General features: G+C 59.0%; 18 protein-coding genes. 11 read left to right on the top strand and 7 right to left on the bottom strand.

Going from position 1 to position 20769, the window contains the following annotated elements; all coding sequences use genetic code 11:
• The first annotated feature begins 295 nt into the window (after positions 1 to 295).
• Positions 296 to 1891, top strand: coding sequence for a hypothetical protein (locus tag QQF73_RS00440; protein ID WP_285366824.1), 1596 nt, complete (start codon positions 296 to 298; stop codon positions 1889 to 1891).
• A 943-nt stretch (positions 1892 to 2834) separates the two neighbouring features.
• Positions 2835 to 3737 (top strand): DMT family transporter, encoded by a 903-nt coding sequence (locus QQF73_RS00435; RefSeq protein WP_285366823.1) that lies wholly within the window; start codon positions 2835 to 2837, stop codon positions 3735 to 3737.
• On the opposite strand, the gene QQF73_RS00430 is transcribed toward QQF73_RS00435, so the two are convergent.
• From QQF73_RS00430 to QQF73_RS00410, 5 genes are all read right to left on the bottom strand, one after another.
• The gene (locus QQF73_RS00430; RefSeq protein ID WP_219867343.1) at positions 3694 to 4152 is read right to left on the bottom strand and encodes a hypothetical protein; all 459 of its coding nucleotides are present in this window, start codon (positions 4150 to 4152) and stop codon (positions 3694 to 3696) included. The genes QQF73_RS00435 and QQF73_RS00430 overlap by 44 nt on opposite strands.
• A gap of 159 nt (positions 4153 to 4311) precedes the next feature.
• Positions 4312 to 4887 (bottom strand): gamma-glutamylcyclotransferase, encoded by a 576-nt coding sequence (locus QQF73_RS00425; RefSeq protein WP_285366822.1) that lies wholly within the window; start codon positions 4885 to 4887, stop codon positions 4312 to 4314.
• 40 nt (positions 4888 to 4927) lie between these two features.
• Positions 4928 to 5551, bottom strand: a complete 624-nt coding sequence (locus QQF73_RS00420) for a MarC family protein (protein ID WP_219867345.1) — start codon at positions 5549 to 5551, stop codon at positions 4928 to 4930.
• Positions 5552 to 5641: 90 nt separating this feature from the next.
• The gene (locus QQF73_RS00415) at positions 5642 to 6460 is read right to left on the bottom strand and encodes a hypothetical protein (protein WP_285366821.1); all 819 of its coding nucleotides are present in this window, start codon (positions 6458 to 6460) and stop codon (positions 5642 to 5644) included.
• Positions 6450 to 7070 carry a TetR/AcrR family transcriptional regulator gene (locus QQF73_RS00410; protein WP_219867346.1) on the bottom strand — a complete coding sequence of 207 codons (621 nt, stop codon included), beginning with the start codon at positions 7068 to 7070 and terminating at the stop codon, positions 6450 to 6452. Before QQF73_RS00410 ends, QQF73_RS00415 begins: the two co-directional genes overlap by 11 nt.
• 205 nt (positions 7071 to 7275) lie before the next feature.
• Here QQF73_RS00410 and QQF73_RS00405 point away from each other — a divergent pair, with 205 nt between their 5' ends.
• The 6 genes from QQF73_RS00405 (at position 7276) to QQF73_RS00380 (ending at position 14767) form a co-directional block, all read left to right on the top strand.
• The gene (locus QQF73_RS00405) at positions 7276 to 9372 is read left to right on the top strand and encodes a 3-hydroxyacyl-CoA dehydrogenase NAD-binding domain-containing protein (protein ID WP_285366820.1); all 2097 of its coding nucleotides are present in this window, start codon (positions 7276 to 7278) and stop codon (positions 9370 to 9372) included.
• Between the two features lie 30 nt (positions 9373 to 9402).
• On the top strand, positions 9403 to 10584 hold the full coding sequence (locus QQF73_RS00400; protein WP_285366819.1) for an acetyl-CoA C-acyltransferase: 1182 nt from the start codon (positions 9403 to 9405) through the stop codon (positions 10582 to 10584).
• A gap of 93 nt (positions 10585 to 10677) precedes the next feature.
• Entirely contained in the window at positions 10678 to 11865 is a 1188-nt protein-coding gene (locus QQF73_RS00395) for an acyl-CoA dehydrogenase family protein (protein WP_219867349.1), read from the top strand.
• A gap of 35 nt (positions 11866 to 11900) precedes the next feature.
• Positions 11901 to 13049, top strand: coding sequence for an acyl-CoA dehydrogenase family protein (locus QQF73_RS00390; protein ID WP_285366818.1), 1149 nt, complete (start codon positions 11901 to 11903; stop codon positions 13047 to 13049).
• A gap of 30 nt (positions 13050 to 13079) precedes the next feature.
• Entirely contained in the window at positions 13080 to 13853 is a 774-nt protein-coding gene (locus QQF73_RS00385) for an SDR family oxidoreductase (RefSeq protein ID WP_219867351.1), read from the top strand.
• 71 nt (positions 13854 to 13924) lie between these two features.
• Positions 13925 to 14767 (top strand): DUF2279 domain-containing protein, encoded by an 843-nt coding sequence (locus tag QQF73_RS00380; RefSeq protein ID WP_219867352.1) that lies wholly within the window; start codon positions 13925 to 13927, stop codon positions 14765 to 14767.
• A 10-nt stretch (positions 14768 to 14777) separates the two neighbouring features.
• Here the strand turns inward: QQF73_RS00380 and QQF73_RS00375 are convergent, their stop codons facing one another.
• Positions 14778 to 16358 carry a flavin-containing monooxygenase gene (locus QQF73_RS00375; protein WP_285366817.1) on the bottom strand — a complete coding sequence of 527 codons (1581 nt, stop codon included), beginning with the start codon at positions 16356 to 16358 and terminating at the stop codon, positions 14778 to 14780.
• Between the two features lie 310 nt (positions 16359 to 16668).
• Between QQF73_RS00375 and QQF73_RS00370 the strand changes: the two genes are divergently transcribed.
• From QQF73_RS00370 to pntB, 3 genes are all read left to right on the top strand, one after another.
• On the top strand, positions 16669 to 17301 hold the full coding sequence (locus QQF73_RS00370; RefSeq protein ID WP_285366816.1) for a TetR family transcriptional regulator: 633 nt from the start codon (positions 16669 to 16671) through the stop codon (positions 17299 to 17301).
• 100 nt (positions 17302 to 17401) lie between these two features.
• Positions 17402 to 18979, top strand: coding sequence for a Re/Si-specific NAD(P)(+) transhydrogenase subunit alpha (locus tag QQF73_RS00365; protein ID WP_285366815.1), 1578 nt, complete (start codon positions 17402 to 17404; stop codon positions 18977 to 18979).
• 12 nt (positions 18980 to 18991) lie between these two features.
• Positions 18992 to 20386, top strand: coding sequence for a Re/Si-specific NAD(P)(+) transhydrogenase subunit beta (gene pntB / locus QQF73_RS00360; RefSeq protein WP_285366814.1), 1395 nt, complete (start codon positions 18992 to 18994; stop codon positions 20384 to 20386).
• Positions 20387 to 20440: 54 nt separating this feature from the next.
• Here the strand turns inward: pntB and bamE are convergent, their stop codons facing one another.
• A complete protein-coding gene (gene bamE / locus QQF73_RS00355) occupies positions 20441 to 20749 on the bottom strand; it encodes an outer membrane protein assembly factor BamE domain-containing protein (RefSeq protein ID WP_219867357.1) in 309 nt (102 codons plus the stop codon).
• Positions 20750 to 20769: the final 20 nt, after the last annotated feature.

Here is a 20769-nt window from a genome sequence, read left to right as displayed (position 1 = left end):
CGAGCAACCCGCAAATGACGTCCTACCTTGTCAGGTCCTTGGGAAATTCTCAAAAGCCCGTGGGATCAGAAGAATCTTTCTTGATCCACGCCAGTTTGAAAAGTGGCTGACGGTCCGCAATAGGTCTTCCTGTAAACCGGTCGTGCTTTCAGCACAGACGCGATGATAGACCGTTAAGCCGCGGGGAAGCAGGTCATGGCGGGCACCCATACGAAGGGATCGCTGTTTTGATACCTAGTGCGAGCGTAGTTTTTCTTCTAATGTACAAATCAAATTCGCTTGGAGAAAAGCAATTATGTCGTTAGAAATCCAAAAAATGCCAACACTGGGCTATTTCAACAAAATTATTTGCGATAGCTTGGGCTTATGGTCTAGTGACCTTAAAGATATTTACTTCGATGTTCCCGCAAATGAGGAAGAAAGGAAAAAAGCGTTACAAGATGCCTTCTGTGTGACTAAAAAAGATGATGATACATATGGAACGCTTAGTGAATTAATATCAGTAACATCAGAAATCTCTCCCGGTCAAAAGGAAATAGTTCGAAAAAATAAGACCATCCAAAGTCACATTAATTATTTTTCCAAAGAAGATTTTGCTTCTTATGACGAGCTCGTCGATTTTAAAGGATATATAAAAGTTGTCATCGAGGACGTCTATAAATCATCAGAGCTTTCCGACTTTGCCTATAAAATCTATGAGTCTTCGATAATGTATTATAGAGAATTTGTCAGGGAGCATGCTGCAAAGCCTAGAACATACCTGGATTCGTATATTTTCTTCGTGAAAAGTATTCTGATCGATTTGATAGAGTCATTGAGCAACGACGTTTCAATTAACAAAAATCATCTTAGTGGTAATGTTAACGGCGAGTCCAATGATTGGCCACTTCGGACGTTCGTTGATTCTGTGACTGAACGGTGTGGCGTGTCTCTGCACCGACTTCATCAGTTTCATGATTTTAAACTAAATCATAAAAATTATTCTGATAAAGCAATATGGAATGAAGATTTATCATCGCAGTCGATCAATACGAGGTCCAAACAAGTTATTGGTAGGCTAAATAAAAACAATAAAATAAAGTGGAATGGATTCTATTCTATCATAAACCCGCTTCTTCAACTGCTTCCTGCGGATATAGACGAAGCCTCTTTTGAAGTAAAAGCCTATTCTGCTTTTGTGGTTCACAACATAAATAGGCATCTTCGTGAATTACCGTCAAAAGATATTTATACGAAAAATAAATTGTGGGATTGGAACTACCCTATGCTTACTTCTGGGAATAACTATTTTCCTGTCAGTGATCAACTTGACCTGATAGTTAACGACGAGGAAGTGATCGATGGGCAAAAAATTCAAGCTTCAATGCAACGCTACCATGAGTTAATAAAAAACTTGAGGCTGCTAAGTTATTCGATTATTGGCGCCTTGGAAGTCCCAAGCACACTTGAGTTTTTATATAGTAAAAACTCAATGGACGATCCGATCGAAGCAATGTTTAAAACAAGTGCCGAAGTTCCAATATGGATTTGTGAGTGGAATCGAGCAAGAATATCAGTTTCATCGAGCGACGCAGCATCCGCACTTCACCATTATAAAAATTCACTCGAATCAGCAAAGTACTCCGCTGGACCACTATTTATTATTCTTTACACTGAAATTTGTGCGTTTTGTAAGCATCAGTACAAGGAGTTGAAAAAAAATAATGAAGAGCATTTGTTTGATCGATTTTATGAACCCCTGGGTGCTGAAGCGGCAAAATACGCAATACTAATAGGCTATGCACCAGGGACTTCACGGGATCCAAAAACGTTAATACCAAGATCAACTTCCCCTAAGAAAAGTGCATTCCTAATGTATAAAATAGATTTAAAAATGAAGGCGATTACATGAAGTTATACTATGACTGTAGCCTTTTGAAACAGAGTCCTTAATCGGTTAATAATCTTAGTTCTGCGATAAATTTTATCAAATAGTGTCGAGAGAAAGGAGCTTAATATGAGCAATCAAATTCAATGTGCTGAGTGTCTCTGTACTTTATATTTCACTGGTGAGAATGGATCTTGGGGCGTAACTGGCGAGCTATGCGAGTCTTGTCAGCAAGATGAAGACGATGACGACGATTAGGCAACGGTGAATTTTGCCTTTTGCAGTAAATTTTTCGGTGTAGAGTAACGATTAGACTCACTTTCGAGTCAGCGGCAGCCTCCAATGCTGCCGCTGATTCGCCGAGGAGGGATCTATTTGTCGTCTAAATCGCCACCAGTTCTCTAGACACTTTCCAGCCCTTCATCGTTGTGACCTGCTAACCTACTCCCCTTTAACTTAACCAGTTCAGTTTAATAGTTTTAAATCCTGACACCTTATTGGGCCGAGCCCAAGTTCGAAAATTCCGGCTCCCGTTATCCCCCAAACTCGAACATGGCCATTCCTGACAACGTTTGATGGCCGGACGCTTACTTACCGCCGCCCTTGTGAAATCGATCATCCGACTACAACTAAGTTAAGTTATTCACTCCCCTCCTTTCCCCTAAATTTTGGTCCTAGAGGTAACGCAATTGCCGCTTTACCTGCCTTCTTTTTGGTGCTAAATCTAGTGCCTTGACGCAATAGGTCAATGTTTTAATTGACCTTTTTTGGAAAATCTCATGCTATCCGTGGAGAGCTATGAGAAATCTCACCTCATGACGGTCGCCCAATATCGAAATTTTGGTGACCCCATCCCAAGTAATTGATTTCAAAGACCCTCGGATCTCACCTTAGCGTTGGACTGACACATGCTGAGGGTGGCGCTCGGGGCACGAACGCCAAACGCAGGAAATAAGGAGGTCAAATTATGTCAGGCAAAACCGTCAACAGTGCCATTCTTCTGCTGGTGATCGGCAACGCCATGGCGTTGATCTCCGATGTCTTCATCAAGCTGCTGGAGCCGGGGGCACCGGTGTTCCAGTTTGCCTTTCTGCGCTGTGTGATCACGCTGCTGTTCCTGCTGCCGCTGGCCGGTCAACTGGACCGCAAGCGCCTGTTCGCCGGCTTCCGGGTTCACGCCTTCCGGGCGCACATCCACCTGGCCGGCATTCTGTGCATGGTCATTGCACTGGGAAATCTGCCGCTGGCAACCGCCAATGCGGTCTTCTACGCCGCCCCGATTCTTGTGATGGTGCTGTCCGTCTTCCTGTTCCGGGAGCGGTTGACCCCGCTGAGCGTGACTGCCGTGTTCAGTGGCTTTGCCGGCATTGTGGTTATCCTTCGGCCGGTGGAATTCAACTGGGCGGCGGTGGCTGCCCTGGGCTCAGCCTTTGCGCTGGCCATCAACGCGGTGATGGTCCGCCAACTGCCCAAGAAGCAGTCCACCGTGCACAAGCTGTTTCTGAACTACCTGCTGATCCTGCCCGCGGCCGGCGGTCTGGCCTGGTGGGAAGGTGCAGCCTGGGATTCCGGGATACTGATCAGCGCCCTCGGATCGTCCCTGTTCATACTGGCCTACAACATCACCGTATTGCTGGCCTACCAGCAGGTGGATGCCAACCAGGTCACCAGCGCCGAATACACCGGCCTGATCTGGGCTGTCGGCATTGGCTGGGTCGGTTTTGGCGAAGTGCCGGATGTCTGGTTCCTGGCCGGCAGCCTGATGATCGTGGTGCCGCTGGTCCTGATCGGACTGCGGCACCGTCGCAGGGAGCCGGCCAGGGGCTTCAACGGTGGGAAGGTTCAATTAGCTCACGAGTATTGTGAATGATTCGGGCCATCCGGTATTCCGGGGGAACATGATCATCGAAGCCGATATGAACCCGGTATTCCCGGTGATAGTGGCGCCGGTCGTGCCGGCGGTCCCTGTGGTGATCCCGATAGGAGTGGCGGTGCCTGTCCCGGTGATGATGGCCGCGATCATAGCGACTGTAATGATCGCGGTCCCGCTTGTGGTACTTGCGCTTGTGTTTATCTTTGTACCGGCGATCCCGGTCGTGGTGGTCGCGGCGATAGTGCGCCTTGAGAAATTCCTTCTTCTGATGCCCGGGAGGCATTGCCTTACCCCGATCCAGCTGTTTCTGGATCCCCGACGGATGCCCCCCGTCCCGGTACCCTTCCGCCATGGCCGGTGCGGCAGTCACTAGCAGGGCGGCAACACAGCTTCCAATCAGTAATCTTTTCATCACGATTCTCCTGTCCTTCAGGAAACGGGTTGGGCAGGGAGAACCTCCCCCTGCGCCTCCTGAATCCAGACTATCGAACCGGGCGCAAAAGTCAGCCGCTGACGGCCGGCTTTGCAAGAACTTTACGGAAGCTGCGCTGGACTTTACGTTCCCGGGCGGTCAGGTGTCGCATCCTGCGGCAGAACGCACGTGGGACTCGATTGCAAAGGTGTGGGGGCAGGAGTCCCCGAGGCTGCGCAGGGACTCCGCGAGACGCAGCAGGTATTCGGAATTCGGTCCGCTCGGGCCGGTCGCGCCTGCAATCTGTCGGGCAATCTCGGCATCCGGGGCATGGCCCAGAAAGGCCTCGTTGTCTTCCGTGGCGATGTACACCAGGCCTTCGGCGTGGCTGCCATTTTCAAAGGTCAGGGTGGTGGCGAAGCGCAGGTACCCGTTCTTCTCCCGCACGTCCAGGTGTTCGAACACCGAGGGGGAAACCCGGTACGCCATGCCCTTGCAGGCGGCGTTTGGGCTCTTAATCAGCGTAACAACCCGGCCTGGCGCTTCCGGGGTGCCCCGATGATCATGGGACCCCTGCCAGAACCGGCGTTCCCAGCCATGAATGGTCGCCGGACGTCGTTCAAGGAACTGAAAGTCCACCTTGTAGATGAGCGAGCCGTAACCGAACAGCCAAATGGACGACACGCCCTCAAAGTTCTGGCGGATTCGGTTGTGTTCAATGGTGTTGGCCGACATACAACTCACTGGGGCAGGAAAGCAGAATCGCCCGATTACTCTAGGTGGTGGCGATGAAACCCGCAATACCCGTCAAGACAATTTCCGCCGCCATCGCCGACAGGATCAGGCCGCTGATCTTGGACAGAATGTTCAGGCCGGTCTTACCCAGAGCCCGCTCCAGATAGCCGGACAACCGCAGCAGCACCGCCAGAATCAGCAGTCCCGACACCAGCCCCAGCAGGCCGCCGGTTACCTCCGGCACGGTCTTTAGTTCCGCGCCGTAAACCAGTATGGCACCGATGGTCGCCGGGCCGATCATCACCGGAATGGCCAGGGGAACCACCGCAATGTCATCACGGTCCTCTTCGGGCAGCCCGGTGGCATGGTTGCGGGTACCGCTGGTGACCAGGCTGATGGCGGTCAGGAACAGCAGGGTGCCGGCGCCGATCCGGAAGGAGTTGAGCGTGATGCCCACGGCGCTGAACAACAGGGGACCCGCAAAGAACAGCACGAGGCCCAGCACAAACGCGGAAATGCAGGCCCGACGGATAATGGATGCCTTTTCGGCTGCCGGCAGGCCCCGGGTGAGCGCAAGAAACATGGTGACCACAAAGAACGGCGCCAGCAGGAACAGAAAACGGATCGTGCTACTGATAAAGGTGGAGAAAAAAGTTTCAAGCATTCCTAGCATTCCGACGGTTGGTGAAAGCCGGCAAGTCTAGTCGCCTCAGGCATTTTTTGCCGTAAGGAAGTGAACGTATCCCGGTCCTTGTTAGCGGTCCGAACGGACGAAGACCCAGTTGGTGCCCACGTTATCGCACACGATGATGTCGCGGTTGACCGCATCACAAAGGAAGAGGTTGTCCGGCAGCTCCTCGTGGTAGCGGGCCTTTACCGCCAGGCTCTGCTTGTCCTGTTTCAGCAGCTGGAAGGTCTGTTCCATGCGCCCGGCGAAATTAACGCCGCCGCCTTCCAGAGTCTGGAAGGCGTTGTAGAAGGCGGTAAAACTCATGGTATTGGCCCCCAATCCGATCTCCACCATCTTGGGGATGTACCGGTCGTAGGCATCCGAAAGGTAACGCCGGACCGCCGTCTCGTTGGCAAGGTCACCCTCATAGGCATTCAGACCCAGACGGTTGTCACGTGCCAGAACCCCCGGCGCCAACTCGCTGTTCGGCCGGTTCAGGGCCAGATCGAAATTCCGGTCCGGACACGTGATCCGCTCTCCCTCCAGGCGACAGTCCGACAGGCGCCCCCTGCGTGCCGGTCCTGGGTCCCGGGACTCAGGTACCGGTTCAGCAGGCCGGGCCGCGACCGGGGATTCCAATCGGTCTGACGCCCCCTCTGCATCGGGCATCTGAATGCCGAGCCGTCGGGCCGGGCCCCGAAGCAGCAACGCCTGAACCTCCGGGTCGTTGCGCCTGAAATCGGCCTGAGAGGGCAAATTTTGCCCCGCCCCTTCAGCAATCACCTGGCAATAGAGTCGCTCCAGGTCCGTCCTGGCGCTCTGCTGGCAGTTCTCGTCCGCAACCAGGGACTGGCTGGCCAGGCCAAGTACCAAGGCAAGCCACAGTGCGCGACTACGGCTCATCGCGCTGCCCCAGAACGACCCGGGCCATGAGATCCTCAATTCGCCGGATGGTCGCTTCATCACCTTTCTTGCCGGTCAGCACCACCTGGGATCCGATGGTGGCGACATACAGCAGCAGGGAGAGATCCCGCACGTGCTGGGGATCACTGCTCATGCGGCCGAACAGGGTGCAGTTCTGATTGATGCGGGCCGCATCCACCTGGGTGACCAACTCCGCCGCGTACTCGTTGCGCCGGGCAAAATCGCGCACCGCCAGTTCCACCTGAAGTCGACGGATGTTGCGCGAGGCATCGGTCAGCAGCAGCTCGAGAATCTGCCGCAATTCGGTTTCGACATCGCCCCCTTTCGGCTTCCAGTACTGCAATTCGTGCAGTCGCCGGTCCCGCCAGCGGTCGAGAAAACTCAACACCAGATCCTCATGGTCGCGGAAGTGCCAGTAAAAACTGCCCCGCGTCACGCCGAGCTTCTTGGCCAGAGTCAGCACCCGTAACTGACTGAAGCCTCCGGCGGCTATTTCGCCAGCCGCGGCATCGAGCCAGTTGTCGCGGGTGAGCTGACTTTTTTCCGACGCGCTTCGGCCACGGCGTTTTGGAGTCTCGGCTTCGTTCATTCCGGAATCGGATCCTGCTCTGATCAGTCTGGTCGGCGTTGAATCTGCATTCTACATCAACAGGAACGGCAACACTGAAACCGTTGACTGGACGCAAAACATACATTAGTGTACGGACAACAATACACCACTGTATGGACTTTTCAAGCATCCGTTCCGTACACCGTTTTCCAACCAGTTGATGCCAGTATCAGGGAGCTGCCATATGAGTACTGCCCATTACGATCTACACGGCCACACCGCCGTTATCCGCCTCGACAACCCACCCGTTAACGGCCTCGGCCTGGACCTGCGCAAAGGCATTGTTGACGGCATCCTGAAAGCCGAAGCGGACGACGCCGTGAAGGCGGTGGTCCTGATCGGCTCCGACCGGGCTTTCTCTGGCGGCGCCGACATCAGCGAGTTCGGCTCCTCCAAAGCAACGGCCGAACCCAACCTGAACACCGTGATCAACTATGTTGAAAGTAGCCGCAAGCCGGTCACCGCGGCCATCAGCGGGGCCTGCATGGGCGGTGGTCTGGAACTGGCGCTGGGTTGTCACTACCGCATCGCCAAGCCGGACGCCCAGATCGCCCTGCCGGAAGTCAAACTTGGCCTGCTGCCCGGCGCCGGTGGCACCCAGCGCCTGCCCCGGGTGATCGGCGCAGAGCACGCGCTCAATATGATCGTCTCCGGCAGCACGGTCCCGGCCAGCCAGTTCAAGGGCAGCGCCCTGTTTGATGAAATCGTCCAGGGTGAACTGCTGGACGCGGCCATTGCCTATGCCAGCAAGGTGGTCAGCGAAAATCTGCCGCTGAAGAAGGTACGCGACCTGAGAGCCAGGCACGCCAACCCCGAAGGCTTCTTCATGTTCACCCGCAACACCGTGGGTGCCATGGCCAGGAATTACCCGGCGCCGCTGAAGTGTGTCGATGCCGTACACGCGGCCGTGACCAAGCCCTTCGACAAGGGCATGGAAGTCGAGCGCGAGGCGTTCGTGAACCTGATGCAGACCCCCGAATCCCGCGCCCTGCGCCACGCGTTCTTCTCCGAGCGCCTGACCAGCAAGATTGCCGACGTGCCCTCCGACACCCCGGTGCGCGACATCCAGTCCGTGGGCGTGATCGGTGGTGGCACCATGGGCACCGGCATCAGCATTAACTTCCTGAACGCCGGTATCCCGGTCACCCTGGTGGAAATGAAGCAGGAAGGCCTGGACCGAGGTGTGGCCGCCATTCAGAAGGTCTATGAAGGCCGGGTGAAAAAAGGCCGCATGAGCGAAGATGACGCCAAGGCGAAAATGGAACTGCTCACGCCGTCGCTCAGCTATGACGATCTGAGCAACGTCGATCTGGTGATCGAAGCGGTGTTCGAGGAAATGGGTGTGAAGCAGTCGGTGTTCGAGAAGCTGGACGAAGTCTGCAAGCCCGGCGCCATTCTCGCGTCCAACACCTCCACCCTGGATCTGGACAAGATCGCGAGCTTCACCAAGCGCCCGGAAGACGTCATCGGCCTGCACTTCTTTAGCCCCGCCAACATCATGAAGCTGCTGGAAGTGGTGCGTGGCGAGAAAACCGCCAAGGACGTGCTGGCCACCGCCATGAAACTGGCGAAAGCCATCCGCAAGACCGCCGTGGTTTCCGGTGTCTGTGACGGTTTTATCGGCAACCGCATGATCAACCAGTACCAGCGCGAAGCCCTGCTGATGCTCGAAGAAGGTGCCAGCGTGCAGCAGATCGACAAGGCCATCGAGAAGTTCGGCTTTGCCATGGGTCCCCTGCGCATGGCCGACCTGGCCGGCGGCGACATCGGCTGGGCCATTCGCAAGCGCCAGTACCAGGAAAACCCGAACATGGTGAAGATGGTCGTCGCCGACCGTCTGTGTGAGATGGGGCGCTATGGCCAGAAGACCGGTGCCGGTTTCTATCGTTACGAACCGGGCAACCGCAACGCCCTGCACGATCCGGAAGTGGACAAGGTGGTGGATGAGGTCCGAGCCGAGCTGGGCATCACCCCACGCAAGATCAGCAACCAGGAAATCGTCGAACGCTGCGTGTACGCGCTGGTGAACGAAGGCGCCCAGATTCTGGATGAAGGCATCGCCCAGCGCGCCTCCGACATCGACATGGTCTACCTGACCGGTTACGGCTTCCCGGTGTTCCGCGGCGGCCCCATGCATTACGCCGAGGAAGTCGGGCTGCCCAACGTGGTTCGCGCGATGCAGGCCTTCACCGAAGACCGCCATACCCAGCCTGGTTTCTGGGAGCCTGCGGCTTTGCTGGCCAAGCGCGCCGAGGAAGGCAAGGGTTTCGATAGCAAATAACCGGTCCACGAATTTATTCGGAGAATTATTATGTCCAATGATGTTGTCATCGTATCCACCGCCCGTACGCCTCTGGCCAAATCCTGGCGCGGCGGTCTGAACATGACCCACGGCGCCACCCTGGCCGGCCACGCGATCCAGCACGCGGTCGAGCGCTCCAAGGTCGACCCGAACGAAATCGAAGACGTGCTGATGGGCTGCGCCCTGCCCGAAGGCTCCACCGGCAACGACGTCGCCCGCATGGGCGCGATCCGCGCCGGCCTGCCAGTATCCGTCGCAGGCGCCACCATCAACCGTTTCTGCTCATCCGGCCTGCAGGCCATCGCCATGGCTGCCCAGCACATCGCGGTCGACAAGGTGCCGGTGATGGTGGCCGGTGGCGTGGAATCCATCTCCACCGTGCAGGCCAACGTAAACCAGAACTACTTCATGGAACCCTGGCTGGCGCAGAACAAGCCGGAGCTTTACTGGTCCATGCTCGATACCGCCGAAACCGTCGCCAAGCGCTACGGCATCAAGAAAGAGGACATGGACGAGTACGGCGTTCGCAGCCAGCAGCTGGCCACCCAGGCCCGCGAAGACGGCAAGTTCGATGACGAAATCGTGCCCATCACCACCACCATGGGCGTGGCGGACAAGACCACCGGCCAGCTCAGCAGCCAGGAAGTCACCGTCAGCCAGGATGAGGGCATCCGCCCGGGTACCAACCTTGAAGGCGTGAGCAAGATTCGCTCCGCGATGGAAGGCGGCGTGGTCACCGCCGGCAACGCCAGCCAGTTCTCCGACGGCGCTTCCGCCTGCGTGCTGATGGACGGCAAAGTCGCCGAACAACGCGGCGCTACCCCGCTGGGCATCTTCCGCGGTTTCGCGGTCGCTGGCTGTGAGCCGGACGAAATGGGCATCGGCCCGGTGTTCGCCGTGCCCAAGCTGCTCAAACGCGCCGGCCTGAGCGTTGACGACATCGGCCTGTGGGAACTGAACGAAGCCTTCGCCGTGCAGGTGCTCTACTGCCAGCGCAAGCTCGGCATCCCGATGGACCGCCTGAACGTCAACGGCGGCGCCATTGCCGTCGGCCACCCCTACGGCACCACCGGCTCACGTCTGGTCGGCCACGCCCTGATCGAAGGCAAGCGCCGTGGTGTGAAATACGTGGTGGTCACCATGTGTGTCGGTACTGGCATGGGTGCGGCCGGCCTGTTTGAGGTGGCCTGACCCCCTCGCCCCCGGCGTTCTCCTTCTAGCCCCGGCGCTCAAGTGCCTTGTCGCCGGGGCCTTTTTACCTCACGAATACAGCAGAGGTGGTCCATGGATCTCAATTACACCCCGGAGCAGGATGCCTTCCGAAGCGAAGTGCGCCAGTTCCTGCAAGACAACCTGCCGGACGACATCCGCGAACGCGTCCAGAAACGCCTGCGCCCGGACAAGGCCATGACCCAGCGCTGGCAGAAAATCCTGTTCGACAAGGGCTGGGGCGCCTCCACCTGGCCAGAAGAATTCGGCGGCCCGGGCTGGAGCCCGATCGAACAGCTGATCTTCGAGGAAGAGTGCGCCATGGCCGGGGCACCACGCCAGCTCGACTTCGGCCTGCGCATGGTCGCCCCGGTGATCATGAGCTTCGGCAACGACGAGCAGAAACAACGCTTCCTGCCGGGCATTCTCAGCGGCGAGGACTGGTGGTGTCAGGGCTACTCCGAGCCGGGCTCCGGTTCCGACCTGGCGTCCCTGCGCACCTCCGCCAAGCGCGAGGGCGACCACTACGTCGTCAACGGCCAGAAAACCTGGACCACCCTGGGCCAGCACGCCGACTGGATCTTCTGCCTGGTGCGCACCGCCACCGAGGGCAAGCCCCAGCAGGGCATCTCCTTCCTGCTGATCGACATGAACAGCCCCGGCATTGAGGTGCGCCCCATCATCATGCTGGATGGCGAGCACGAGATTAACGAAGTCTATTTCGATAACGTGAAAGTTCCGGTCGAAAACCTGGTCGGCGAAGAGAACCAGGGCTGGACCTACGCCAAGTTCCTGCTGGGCCATGAGCGCACCGGCCTGGCCAACGTCGGCCAGTGGAAAGCCACCATGAAGCGGCTGAAAGAAGTCGCCCGGGAAGAGCGGGACGGCCAGCGGCCACTGATTGAAAACACCCGTTTCCGGGATCGACTGGCGCAACTGGACGCCGAGCTGCGCGCCCTGGAACTGACCGTGTTGCGGGTACTGACCGACAAGCGCGGCCCGGGACCCCAGGCCTCGATCCTGAAAATCCGCGGTACCGAAATCGGCCAGCAACTGTTCGAGATGCTGATGGAAGCCACCGGCCACGACGCCATCGCCCACGTTCCGGACGCGCTGGAGCTCGACTACACTGGCCCGCGCGTCGGCTCCATCGATGCCACGCCGGCGGCCGGCGATTACTTCAACATGCGCAAACTATCGATTTTTGGCGGATCGAACGAGATCCAGCGCAACATCATCGCCCAACTCGTGCTTGGTCTTTAAAGCGCCTGCAGCTCTTAAGATTTGGAGAGACGTTTATGAATTTTGAACTCACCGAAGAACAGCAGATGCTGAACGACTCGCTGCGCCGCTTCGTGACCAACGAATACGGGTTCGAGAAGCGCGGGCACGTGATCAATTCCGGCAAGGGCACCGACCCGGCCACCTGGGCCGCCCTGGCCGAGATGGGACTACTGGCGTTCACCTTCCCGGAAGATTATGACGGGCTCGGGGGCAACGCCGTCGACACCTTGGTGGTGATGGAAAACTTTGGCCGCAGCCTGGTGGTTGAGCCTTACCTGGCCACAGTTGTGCTGGCCGGCGGCCTGATCCGCGATCACGGCAGCGAGGCCCAGAAGGCCGACATCCTGCCCGCGATCGGCAGTGGCGAGCGGCTGATGGCCTTTGCCCACAGCGAACCCGGTGCCCGGTACAACCTGAGCCACGTGCAGACGACTGCGCGGAAAGACGGCGAAAGCTACCTGATCAGCGGCCATAAAACGGCCGTGCTCCACGGCGCCCAGGCCCGGCAACTGATCGTCTCGGCCCGCACCAGCGGCGCGGTGGGCGACAAGCAGGGGCTGTCCCTGTTCCTGGTGAATGCCGCCGCCGAGGGTATCGAGATCCACGATTTTGCCACCCACGACGGCCACCGTACCGCCGACATCCGATTCAACAATGTGGCGGTCAGCGCCCACAGCCTGATTGGCACCCTTGATGAGGCCTTCCCGGCCATCGAAAAGGCCGTGGACCTTGGCATCGCCGCGCTGTGTGCGGAGGCGGTGGGCGCCATGGAAGCCATGAACACCGCCACCCTGGATTACATCAAGACCCGCAAGCAGTTCGGCGTGGCGATCGGCAAGTTCCAGGTGTTGCAGCACCGCATGGCAGATATGTTCATCCAGGCCGAACAGGCCAGGTCCATGGCCATTCTGGCTGCCAGCGAGGCCGACTCCGACGATCGCGAACGTCGTCGCGAAGCCCTGTCCATGGCCAAGACCCTGGTGGGCCAGGCGGCCCGGTATGTCGGCCAGCAAGGTGTGCAGCTGCATGGTGGCATGGGCGTGACCGACGAGATGTTCGCCGCGCACCTGTTCAAGCGCCTGACCCTGATCAACCTGCTGTTCGGCGATGCCGAGCACCATCTGGCCCAGGTCAGCGACGGCCTGCTCGCCGCCAGCGCCTGATCCCGGAAACACCGTACAAAGGAAGCAATAATGAGCGTAAAACAGTTACTGGACCTGACCGGCAAGGTCGCCTTCATCACCGGTGGCTCCCGCGGCCTGGGCCTGCAGATGGCCGAAGCCCTGGGTGAACTGGGCGCCAGCATCGCCATCAGCGCCCGCAAGCAGCATGAGCTGGACGCCGCCAGGGAGCACCTGGAAGGAATGGGCATAAAGGTGGTCACCGTTCCCGCCGACCTTGGCAATCTTGAGGGTATCCCCGGCGTGGTCGATCAGGTCATCGACCAGCTGGGTGACATCGACATTCTGGTGAATAACGCCGGTGCCACCTGGGGCGCGCCGGCCGAGGACTACCCGGCCGAGGGCTGGATGAAAGTGATGAACCTGAACGTCAACGCCAGCTTCTTCCTGACCCAGACGGTCGGTAAGCGCTGCATGATCCCGCGCAAGACCGGCAAGGTCATCAACATTGCCTCCATCGCCGGGCTTTCCGGCAACCCGGAGGGCATGCAGACCATCGCCTACAACACCAGCAAGGGTGCCATGGTGAACTTCACCCGCGCCCTGGCGGCAGAATGGGGCCGGTACAACATCAACGTGAACGCCCTGTGCCCCGGTTTCTTCCCCTCGAAGATGTCCCAGGGGCTGCTGGATGCCCAGGGGGACACCATGCTGGAGCGGATTCCCCTGAACCGTTTTGGCGGCGAGGAAGACCTCAAGGGCGCGGCGGTCCTGATGGCCTCCGAAGCCGGACGCCACATCACCGGACAGTGCCTGGCGGTGGACGGGGGTACGCTGGTCAGTTAGGTTCCGAATCGGAGCAGTGTCTATGCTGATGGGGTGAGGTACTTACCTGGACCTGGCCGTCAGGATTGCACATGAAATCAGGGGCCGTTGATGCACTGTTTTGCTCCAGCCGGACGGCTATGCTACTGGCGGTGCTCGCTATTGCGCCCGCGGTGATGGCCCAATGCCCCGCCCCGATTGCGCCGGAGGACCGGTTGCGGCGGGCAGCCAGTGTCACCCTGACTGGCGCGGGCGTGATCACCGCCTGGGGCGTTGCCCACTGGGATTATTTCAGTACCCGTCCCAGTGCCTCCACAGAGGGCTGGTTCGGCCAGGACAGCCCCGAAGGCGGAGCCGACAAACTTGGTCATCTGTTCACTACCTACGCCACGGCTCAGGGCGTCGCCAGCCTGTACGAGCACTGGTGTTTCACTCCGGAGAACGCCGCCCGTTACGGCGCCCTGTCCTCCTTTGCCATCTTCGGGTACATGGAATTGGGCGACGCCTTCAGCGACTTCGGCTTCTCATACGAGGACCTCGTCGCCAACGCCTTCGGCGCCCTGGCAGGTTACTATCGCTATCGTTATCCGAGCCTGGCACGAAAGGTCGATCTGCGCTGGGAGTTTGGCTTCCAGCCCAACCAGATCGACGTCACCACCGATTACGATAACTCAAAATATCTGGTGGCCCTCAAACTGAATGGCTTCGATACCTTCAAGCAGGGTTTTCTTCGCCACATTGAGTTGCACACCGGCTACTACACCCGGGGCTATTCAGCCCCGGATGAGCCCGATGAGCGCACGCTCTACGTAGGCATCGGCCTGAACCTGACGGACCTGTTCCGGCGCCGCGGGTACAACAAAAGCGCCACTTTTCTCAACTACTACCAGCCGCCCGGCACCTACCTTTCCGCTGAAGAAACACTGGGCGACTGAACGAGCGGGATCAGGCAAGCGCCACGCCCTGCCTGTCCAGCTCCGACTGCGTTTGCTCACAGCGATACTGCGCAGCATCGAACCGGCGGGTCTGATTCCGGAACTGCCAGGTGAAGCCCGGCCAGAGCGTGGTGTTCTTGCCGTTCTCGTTGACATACCAGCTCTTGCAGCCAGTCTGCCAGACGGAATCACCCAGTTTGGCGTGCACCGAGGCGTTGTACTGGCTGAACGCCTCCTCTTTGACCTCAACGCTGCGCCAGCCATGCCGGTCCATCTGTTTCACGGCGTCCAGGATGTACTGGATCTGGGATTCGATCATGTACACCATCGAGCTGTGGCCCAGCCCGGTATTGGGCCCCATCAGCATAAAAAAGTTCGGAAAACCGGTGATCGCACTGCCCTTGTAGGCCTCAGCGCCCTCCTTCCAGGCCTCCAGCAGATCCTGGCCGTTGCGGCCATGGACCATGCCGGCGGGAATCGGATCCTGGGCCTTGAACCCGGTACCGTAGATGATGCAGTCGACTTCCCGCTCGTTGCCCTCGCCGTCCACAATTACATTGCCGCGCACTTCCCGAATGCCATCGGTCAGCACATTTACGTGGTCCTGGACCAGCGCCGGGTAATAGTTGTTGGAGATGAGCACCCGCTTGCAGCCAAAGTGAAAGTCCGGCGTGACCTTCCGGCGCAGCTCCCTGTCCTTGATCTGGTTACGGATGTGCCGGCGGGCCTGCAGTTCCCCCAGTTTGAGGATGCGCGGGTTGCCCACAAAACCCAGCACCCGGGCTTCCAGCATCCAGTAGATGCTCTTTCGTAAGGCGTTGAGGGTTTGCGGGAACCGGCGGAACATCGTTTTCTCCAGAGGGCGGATCTCCCGGTCCGGCTTGGGCATGATCCACGGCGGCGTGCGCTGGTACAGATCCAGCCGGGCCGCTTCCTTCGCGACTTCCGGCACGAACTGGATGGCGGAGGCACCGGTACCGATCACCGCCACGCGCTTGCCCCGGAGGTCGTAACCGTGATCCCAGTCCTGGGAGTGAAAGCTCTTGCCGGTGAAGGTTTCAATGCCCTTGATGCCCGGATAGGCCGGCGTGCTCAGTCCGCCCATCCCGGAAACCATGATATCAGCCTTGAAGCGCTCAAAAGTCGGCAGGGTCTTGTCGCTTCGGTCCAGCGAGTCTCCCGGCTTCAGTCCCTTGTCCTGCATGTAGGCCCAGAGTCGGGGACTGTCGCAGGTTTCCACGGTCCATTGGGCATGTTTTTCATCGTAGCGGGCACCGGCAACGTGGGTGTTCAGGCGAATGTGGTCCATCAGGCCGTACTTTTCGGCACACCCGCGCAGGTACTCCTTGATTTCCTGCTGGCGGGCGAACATCCGGCTCCAGTTCGGGTTCTGCTCGAAGGAAAAGGAGTACAGGGCCGACTGTACGTCACAGGCACAACCGGGGTAATGGTTTTCGTGCCAGGTACCGCCGACGTCGTCGCTCTGTTCGAGAATGACAAAATCGTCGTAGCCGGCTTCCTTGAGTTTGATGCCCACTCCCAACCCGGAGAACCCGGTTCCAATGATGGCGATCTTCGTTGTCTGGCTCATGGCAACCTCGTGTTCCTGTGGCCTGTGCGGCCTTGTCTGTTGTTGTCGATCGCGTCATGGTGACGATCGGTAGACACATGTATACACAGAAAGGTAGACAGTCGTATACTCCGATTCGATCAAAACCCGCGAGTTGGCCCGGACTGACAAACCACTGTCCTGTTCGTCATACCTTTGGGGAGGGGCAATTGGAGAAGACATTCCGAAACCCGCTCAAGCACGTCCATGTGGCGCTTGAGCTCCGCCATCCTTGGCTCCGCACAGTTTCAGAATGTCTTCTCCAATTACCCTCAAACGAAGGCAGGACACCATGAGTGTTTTAACAGGCGGCAAACTGAAGCTCGTGCAGGCCGCGCTTAGGCTGATCCCCCAGAGCCGGAGCCTGACATCGCTGGGCCTGCGGGAGCTGGCGCGGGAAGCGGGGTTGAACCCGAACACCTTCTACCGGCATTTCCGGAACCTGGACGAGTTCGGGCTGAACGTGCTCGGCTACATCGCCGAGGATATGAAGGCCGGGGTCCGTGAATTGCGGCGCACGGCGGATACGTCCGAGCAGGCCGCCCACGACACCGTCAGTTTCGTGTACCACTATTTCCTGGCCAACCCGGCCGCGACCACCGTGGCGGTGCGGGAGTTGCATGGTCCTTCCCCTGTCCTGCGGCGGGCCCTGGAAGCCCAGTTGGACGCCAGCGCGCGTGAGATGGTCGAGGACATCATTGACCGGGACCTGGTCAAGGCGGTTGCCCCGGACACCATTCATGAAATCTCCCACATGACCATCCGCTACATCCTGTTCCGGGCTATGGATTACATTGATCAGCCGGCCCAGCGGGAGCGCATTCAAATCGAGACCGAGCGCTTCATCAACCGGCAGTTTCGCGGTGCGATGGTGGACTCCCTTTCGCCCGAGCGGCTGGCGCAACTGGTTGCGAGCAACAACTGACGTTTCTGTAATCACCCCATTTCGTTGTAAACGGGCAGGTTTCTCAGGTTGAACTAGTCTGTATATCAGATACTTGGTTCAGCCGGAGGGCACACGCATTATGAAACTGGGCATCCCGAAAGAGATTTTCACCGACGAGCGGCGGGTGGCGGTGACCCCGCCGTCGGCTCACAAGCTGATCGATCTGGGTTACGAGGTCATTGTCGAGGCCGGTGCCGGCGAGGCCGCTCACTACCGGGACGCAGCCTACGAGGCTGTGGGGGCCAGCATTGCGGTGGATACCCGCTCGCTGTGGCAGGAGGCTGATTTCATCCTGAAGGTTCGGGCTCCGATTGAAAACCCCTCCCTGGGAGCCCACGAAGTCGACCTGATGAAAGAAGGCGCTTTTCTCGCCAGCTACATCTGGCCGGCCCAGAACCCCAAGCTACTGGAGAAGTTGGCGGCACGAAACATTACCGCGTTTGCCATCGACAGCCTGCCGCGAATCAGCCGGGCGCAGAAGATGGATGCCCTGAGCGCTATGGCCAACATCGCCGGCTATCGGGCGGTGATCGAGGCGGCCAATCATTTCGGGCGGTTCTTCACCGGGCAGGTCACCGCCGCGGGCAAGGTGCCGCCGGCCAAGGTTATGGTGATCGGCGCCGGTGTTGCCGGGCTGGCGGCCGTGGGTGCCGCCAACAGCCTGGGCGCGGTGGTCCGTGCCTTTGACACCCGGCTGGAAGTGAAGGAACAGATCGAGAGCATGGGCGCCGAATTCCTGGAGCTGGACTTCGGCGAAGAAGAGGGCAGCGGTGCTGGCGGCTACGCCAAGCAGATGAGCGACGAGTTCATCAAGGCGGAGATGGCACTGTTCGCGGAACAGGCCAAAGAGGTGGACATCATCATCACCACCGCCCTGATCCCGGGCAAGCCGGCACCCAGGCTGATCACGGCAGACATGGTCAAATCCATGAAGCCCGGCAGTGTCATTGTCGACCTCGCTTCCGAACGCGGTGGCAACTGCGAGCTGACCGAGCCGGGGCAGGTCGTGGAACAGCACGGCGTGACCGTGATCGGCTACACCGACCTGCCAAGCCGGATGGCCAAAGTAGCCAGTGACCTGTATGCCACCAACCTGTTTCACCTGCTGACCGAGCTGACCCCCGAGAAAAACGGCGAACCCCAGGTCAACATGGAAGACGACGTCATCCGCGGCCTGACCGTGGTGCATGGCGGGGATGTGACCTGGCCACCCCCCCAACCCGAGGCTCCGGTCAGTCCGAAACCCGCACCCGGCACCGAGGAACCCTCGGCGGAACAGAAGGAAGCGGCGCGCAAGGAATCGGCCCGACGCAGCCTGATCGGCAAGGGCGTCTTGCTTCTGGTGACGGTAGCGGCCCTCTACGGGGTCGGCGCCCACGCCCCGGAAAGCTTCCTCCGTCATTTCACGGTGTTCGTACTGGCCTGCTTCATCGGCTGGCAGGTCATCTGGAACGTCACCCCGTCGCTGCACACCCCGCTGATGAGCGTCACTAACGCCATCAGCGGCATCATCGTGATCGGGGCCATGCTGCATCTGGCCCAGGCCGAGAATGTCGCGGTCGGGATCATGGCGTTTGTCGCGGTGCTGATCGCCAGCATCAACGTGGGGGGCGGCTTCCGGGTCACCCACCGTATGCTCAAAATGTTCCGCAAGTAGGAGTCGACCACCATGAGTACAGGACTCGTCAGTGTGGCCTATGTGGTGGCCAGCGTGTTGTTCATCCTCAGCCTCGGTGGCCTGAGCCATCAGGAATCGGCCCGGCGCGGAAATCTCTATGGCGTCGCCGGGATCCTTATTGCCCTGATTGCCACGGTGGCCAATGTCAGCGGCGGCGGTCTGATCGCCATTGTGATTGCGGTCCTGGTTGGCGCCAGCGTGGGCATCGCCATTGCCAACAAGGTGGAAATGACCCAGATGCCACAGCTGGTGGCCCTGCTGCACAGTTTCGTGGGCCTGGCGGCGGTCTTCGTCGGCTTTGCCGGCTACATTGAACCGCTTAAGGTCACCGTGGGCACCGAACACACCATCAAGCTGGTGGAGATCTTTGTCGGCATATTCATCGGTGCCATCACCTTCACCGGGTCACTGGTGGCCTGCGGCAAGCTTGACGGTCGCATCGACAGCAAGGCCCTGACCCTGCCCGGCCGGCACCTGATGAACCTGGCAGCGGTGATTGTCTCGGTGCTGCTGGGGGCCTGGTTCCTGGGCACCGAGAGTCTGGCCCTGGGGCTGATCGCCCTGGTACTGATGACCCTGATCGCCTGTGTCCTGGGCATTCACCTGATCATGGCCATCGGCGGGGCCGACATGCCGGTGGTGGTGTCCATGCTCAACAGCTACTCCGGCTGGGCAGCGGCGTCCATCGGCTTCATGCTGGGCAACGACCTGCTGATCGTGACCGGTGCCCTGGTCGGCAGCAGCGGTGCCATCCTGAGTTACATCATGTGCAAGGCCATGAACCGGTCGTTCATCAGCGTCATCCTCGGCGGCTTTGGCCAGACCAGCAGCAGCTCGGCCGCAGCCGACTCCGACCAGTCGGTGCACGAAACCACCGTTGACGAGGTGTGCGAGGAGCTGCGCAATGCCGAGTCCGTGATCATCGTTCCAGGCTACGGCATGGCGGTGGCCCAGGCCCAGAGCGGCGTCAGCGACATGACCAAACTGCTCCGGGAACGGGGCGTCAACGTCCGCTTTGGCATTCACCCGGTGGCGGGTCGCCTGCCCGGCCACATGAACGTCCTGCTGGCCGAGGCCCATGTGCCTTATGACATCGTTCTGGAGATGGACGAAATCAACGACGATTTCCCGGACACCGACGTGGTGCTGGTTATCGGTGCCAACGACACGGTAAACCCGGCCGCGGCGGAGGACCCGGGTAGCCCGATTGCCGGCATGCCGGTGCTGGAGGTCTGGAAATCCCATCAGGTGGTGATCCTGAAACGGGGCATGGCCACCGGTTACTCCGGGGTGGAAAACCCGCTGTTCTTCAAGGACAACGCGCGGATGCTGTTTGGCGACGCCAAGGACAGCATCGACAAACTGGTGAGTGGCCTGCGAGGCTAGGCGGAAGGTGCGGCCTGGTGTCCGAAAACGCCGGAGACCAGGCCCGACAGATGCTTACTCGGTGGTGTTGTAGACGTACGATGAGACAGTGCCGTCGGCATTGAATCGCACCACCAGATCGGTGGTTTCGGCATCACCGAACGCCGACCAGCGATACTTGCCGTAAGTCCAGGTCCGCTTGCCGTCCTCGACGCCGGTGCGCCAGGGCTCTCCGAACAACGCCTCGATGTCGGAGCGGGTAGTCTCTCCGATGGTGATTTCGTCGACGTTGTGGGTCGCGAAATCCTGGCCGACCGTGGCACACCCGGCCAGGGTCAGTATGGCCACCAGGGCGGTCATCTTAAGAACGGCTGAGTTGAACATCCTTTAACTCCCTTCCAATG

It is taken from the genome of Marinobacter albus, assembly GCF_030238305.1.
Classification (GTDB): Bacteria; Pseudomonadota; Gammaproteobacteria; order Pseudomonadales; family Oleiphilaceae; genus Marinobacter; species Marinobacter albus.
Note: the sequence above shows the minus strand (reverse complement) of the source record. Positions and strands in the feature narration are given on the sequence as shown.

Coding starts and splice junctions, on each gene's coding strand:
- QQF73_RS00380 (WP_219867352.1), top strand. CDS start 13,925: ATGAAATCAGGGGCCGTTGATGCACTGTTTTGCTCCAGCCGGACGGCT.
- QQF73_RS00405 (WP_285366820.1), top strand. CDS start 7,276: ATGAGTACTGCCCATTACGATCTACACGGCCACACCGCCGTTATCCGC.
- QQF73_RS00385 (WP_219867351.1), top strand. CDS start 13,080: ATGAGCGTAAAACAGTTACTGGACCTGACCGGCAAGGTCGCCTTCATC.
- QQF73_RS00425 (WP_285366822.1), bottom strand. CDS start 4,887: ATGTCGGCCAACACCATTGAACACAACCGAATCCGCCAGAACTTTGAG.
- QQF73_RS00400 (WP_285366819.1), top strand. CDS start 9,403: ATGTCCAATGATGTTGTCATCGTATCCACCGCCCGTACGCCTCTGGCC.
- bamE (WP_219867357.1), bottom strand. CDS start 20,749: ATGTTCAACTCAGCCGTTCTTAAGATGACCGCCCTGGTGGCCATACTG.
- QQF73_RS00430 (WP_219867343.1), bottom strand. CDS start 4,152: ATGAAAAGATTACTGATTGGAAGCTGTGTTGCCGCCCTGCTAGTGACT.
- QQF73_RS00410 (WP_219867346.1), bottom strand. CDS start 7,070: ATGAACGAAGCCGAGACTCCAAAACGCCGTGGCCGAAGCGCGTCGGAA.
- QQF73_RS00440 (WP_285366824.1), top strand. CDS start 296: ATGTCGTTAGAAATCCAAAAAATGCCAACACTGGGCTATTTCAACAAA.
- QQF73_RS00435 (WP_285366823.1), top strand. CDS start 2,835: ATGTCAGGCAAAACCGTCAACAGTGCCATTCTTCTGCTGGTGATCGGC.
- QQF73_RS00365 (WP_285366815.1), top strand. CDS start 17,402: ATGAAACTGGGCATCCCGAAAGAGATTTTCACCGACGAGCGGCGGGTG.
- pntB (WP_285366814.1), top strand. CDS start 18,992: ATGAGTACAGGACTCGTCAGTGTGGCCTATGTGGTGGCCAGCGTGTTG.
- QQF73_RS00395 (WP_219867349.1), top strand. CDS start 10,678: ATGGATCTCAATTACACCCCGGAGCAGGATGCCTTCCGAAGCGAAGTG.
- QQF73_RS00390 (WP_285366818.1), top strand. CDS start 11,901: ATGAATTTTGAACTCACCGAAGAACAGCAGATGCTGAACGACTCGCTG.
- QQF73_RS00370 (WP_285366816.1), top strand. CDS start 16,669: ATGAGTGTTTTAACAGGCGGCAAACTGAAGCTCGTGCAGGCCGCGCTT.
- QQF73_RS00415 (WP_285366821.1), bottom strand. CDS start 6,460: ATGAGCCGTAGTCGCGCACTGTGGCTTGCCTTGGTACTTGGCCTGGCC.
- QQF73_RS00375 (WP_285366817.1), bottom strand. CDS start 16,358: ATGAGCCAGACAACGAAGATCGCCATCATTGGAACCGGGTTCTCCGGG.
- QQF73_RS00420 (WP_219867345.1), bottom strand. CDS start 5,551: ATGCTTGAAACTTTTTTCTCCACCTTTATCAGTAGCACGATCCGTTTT.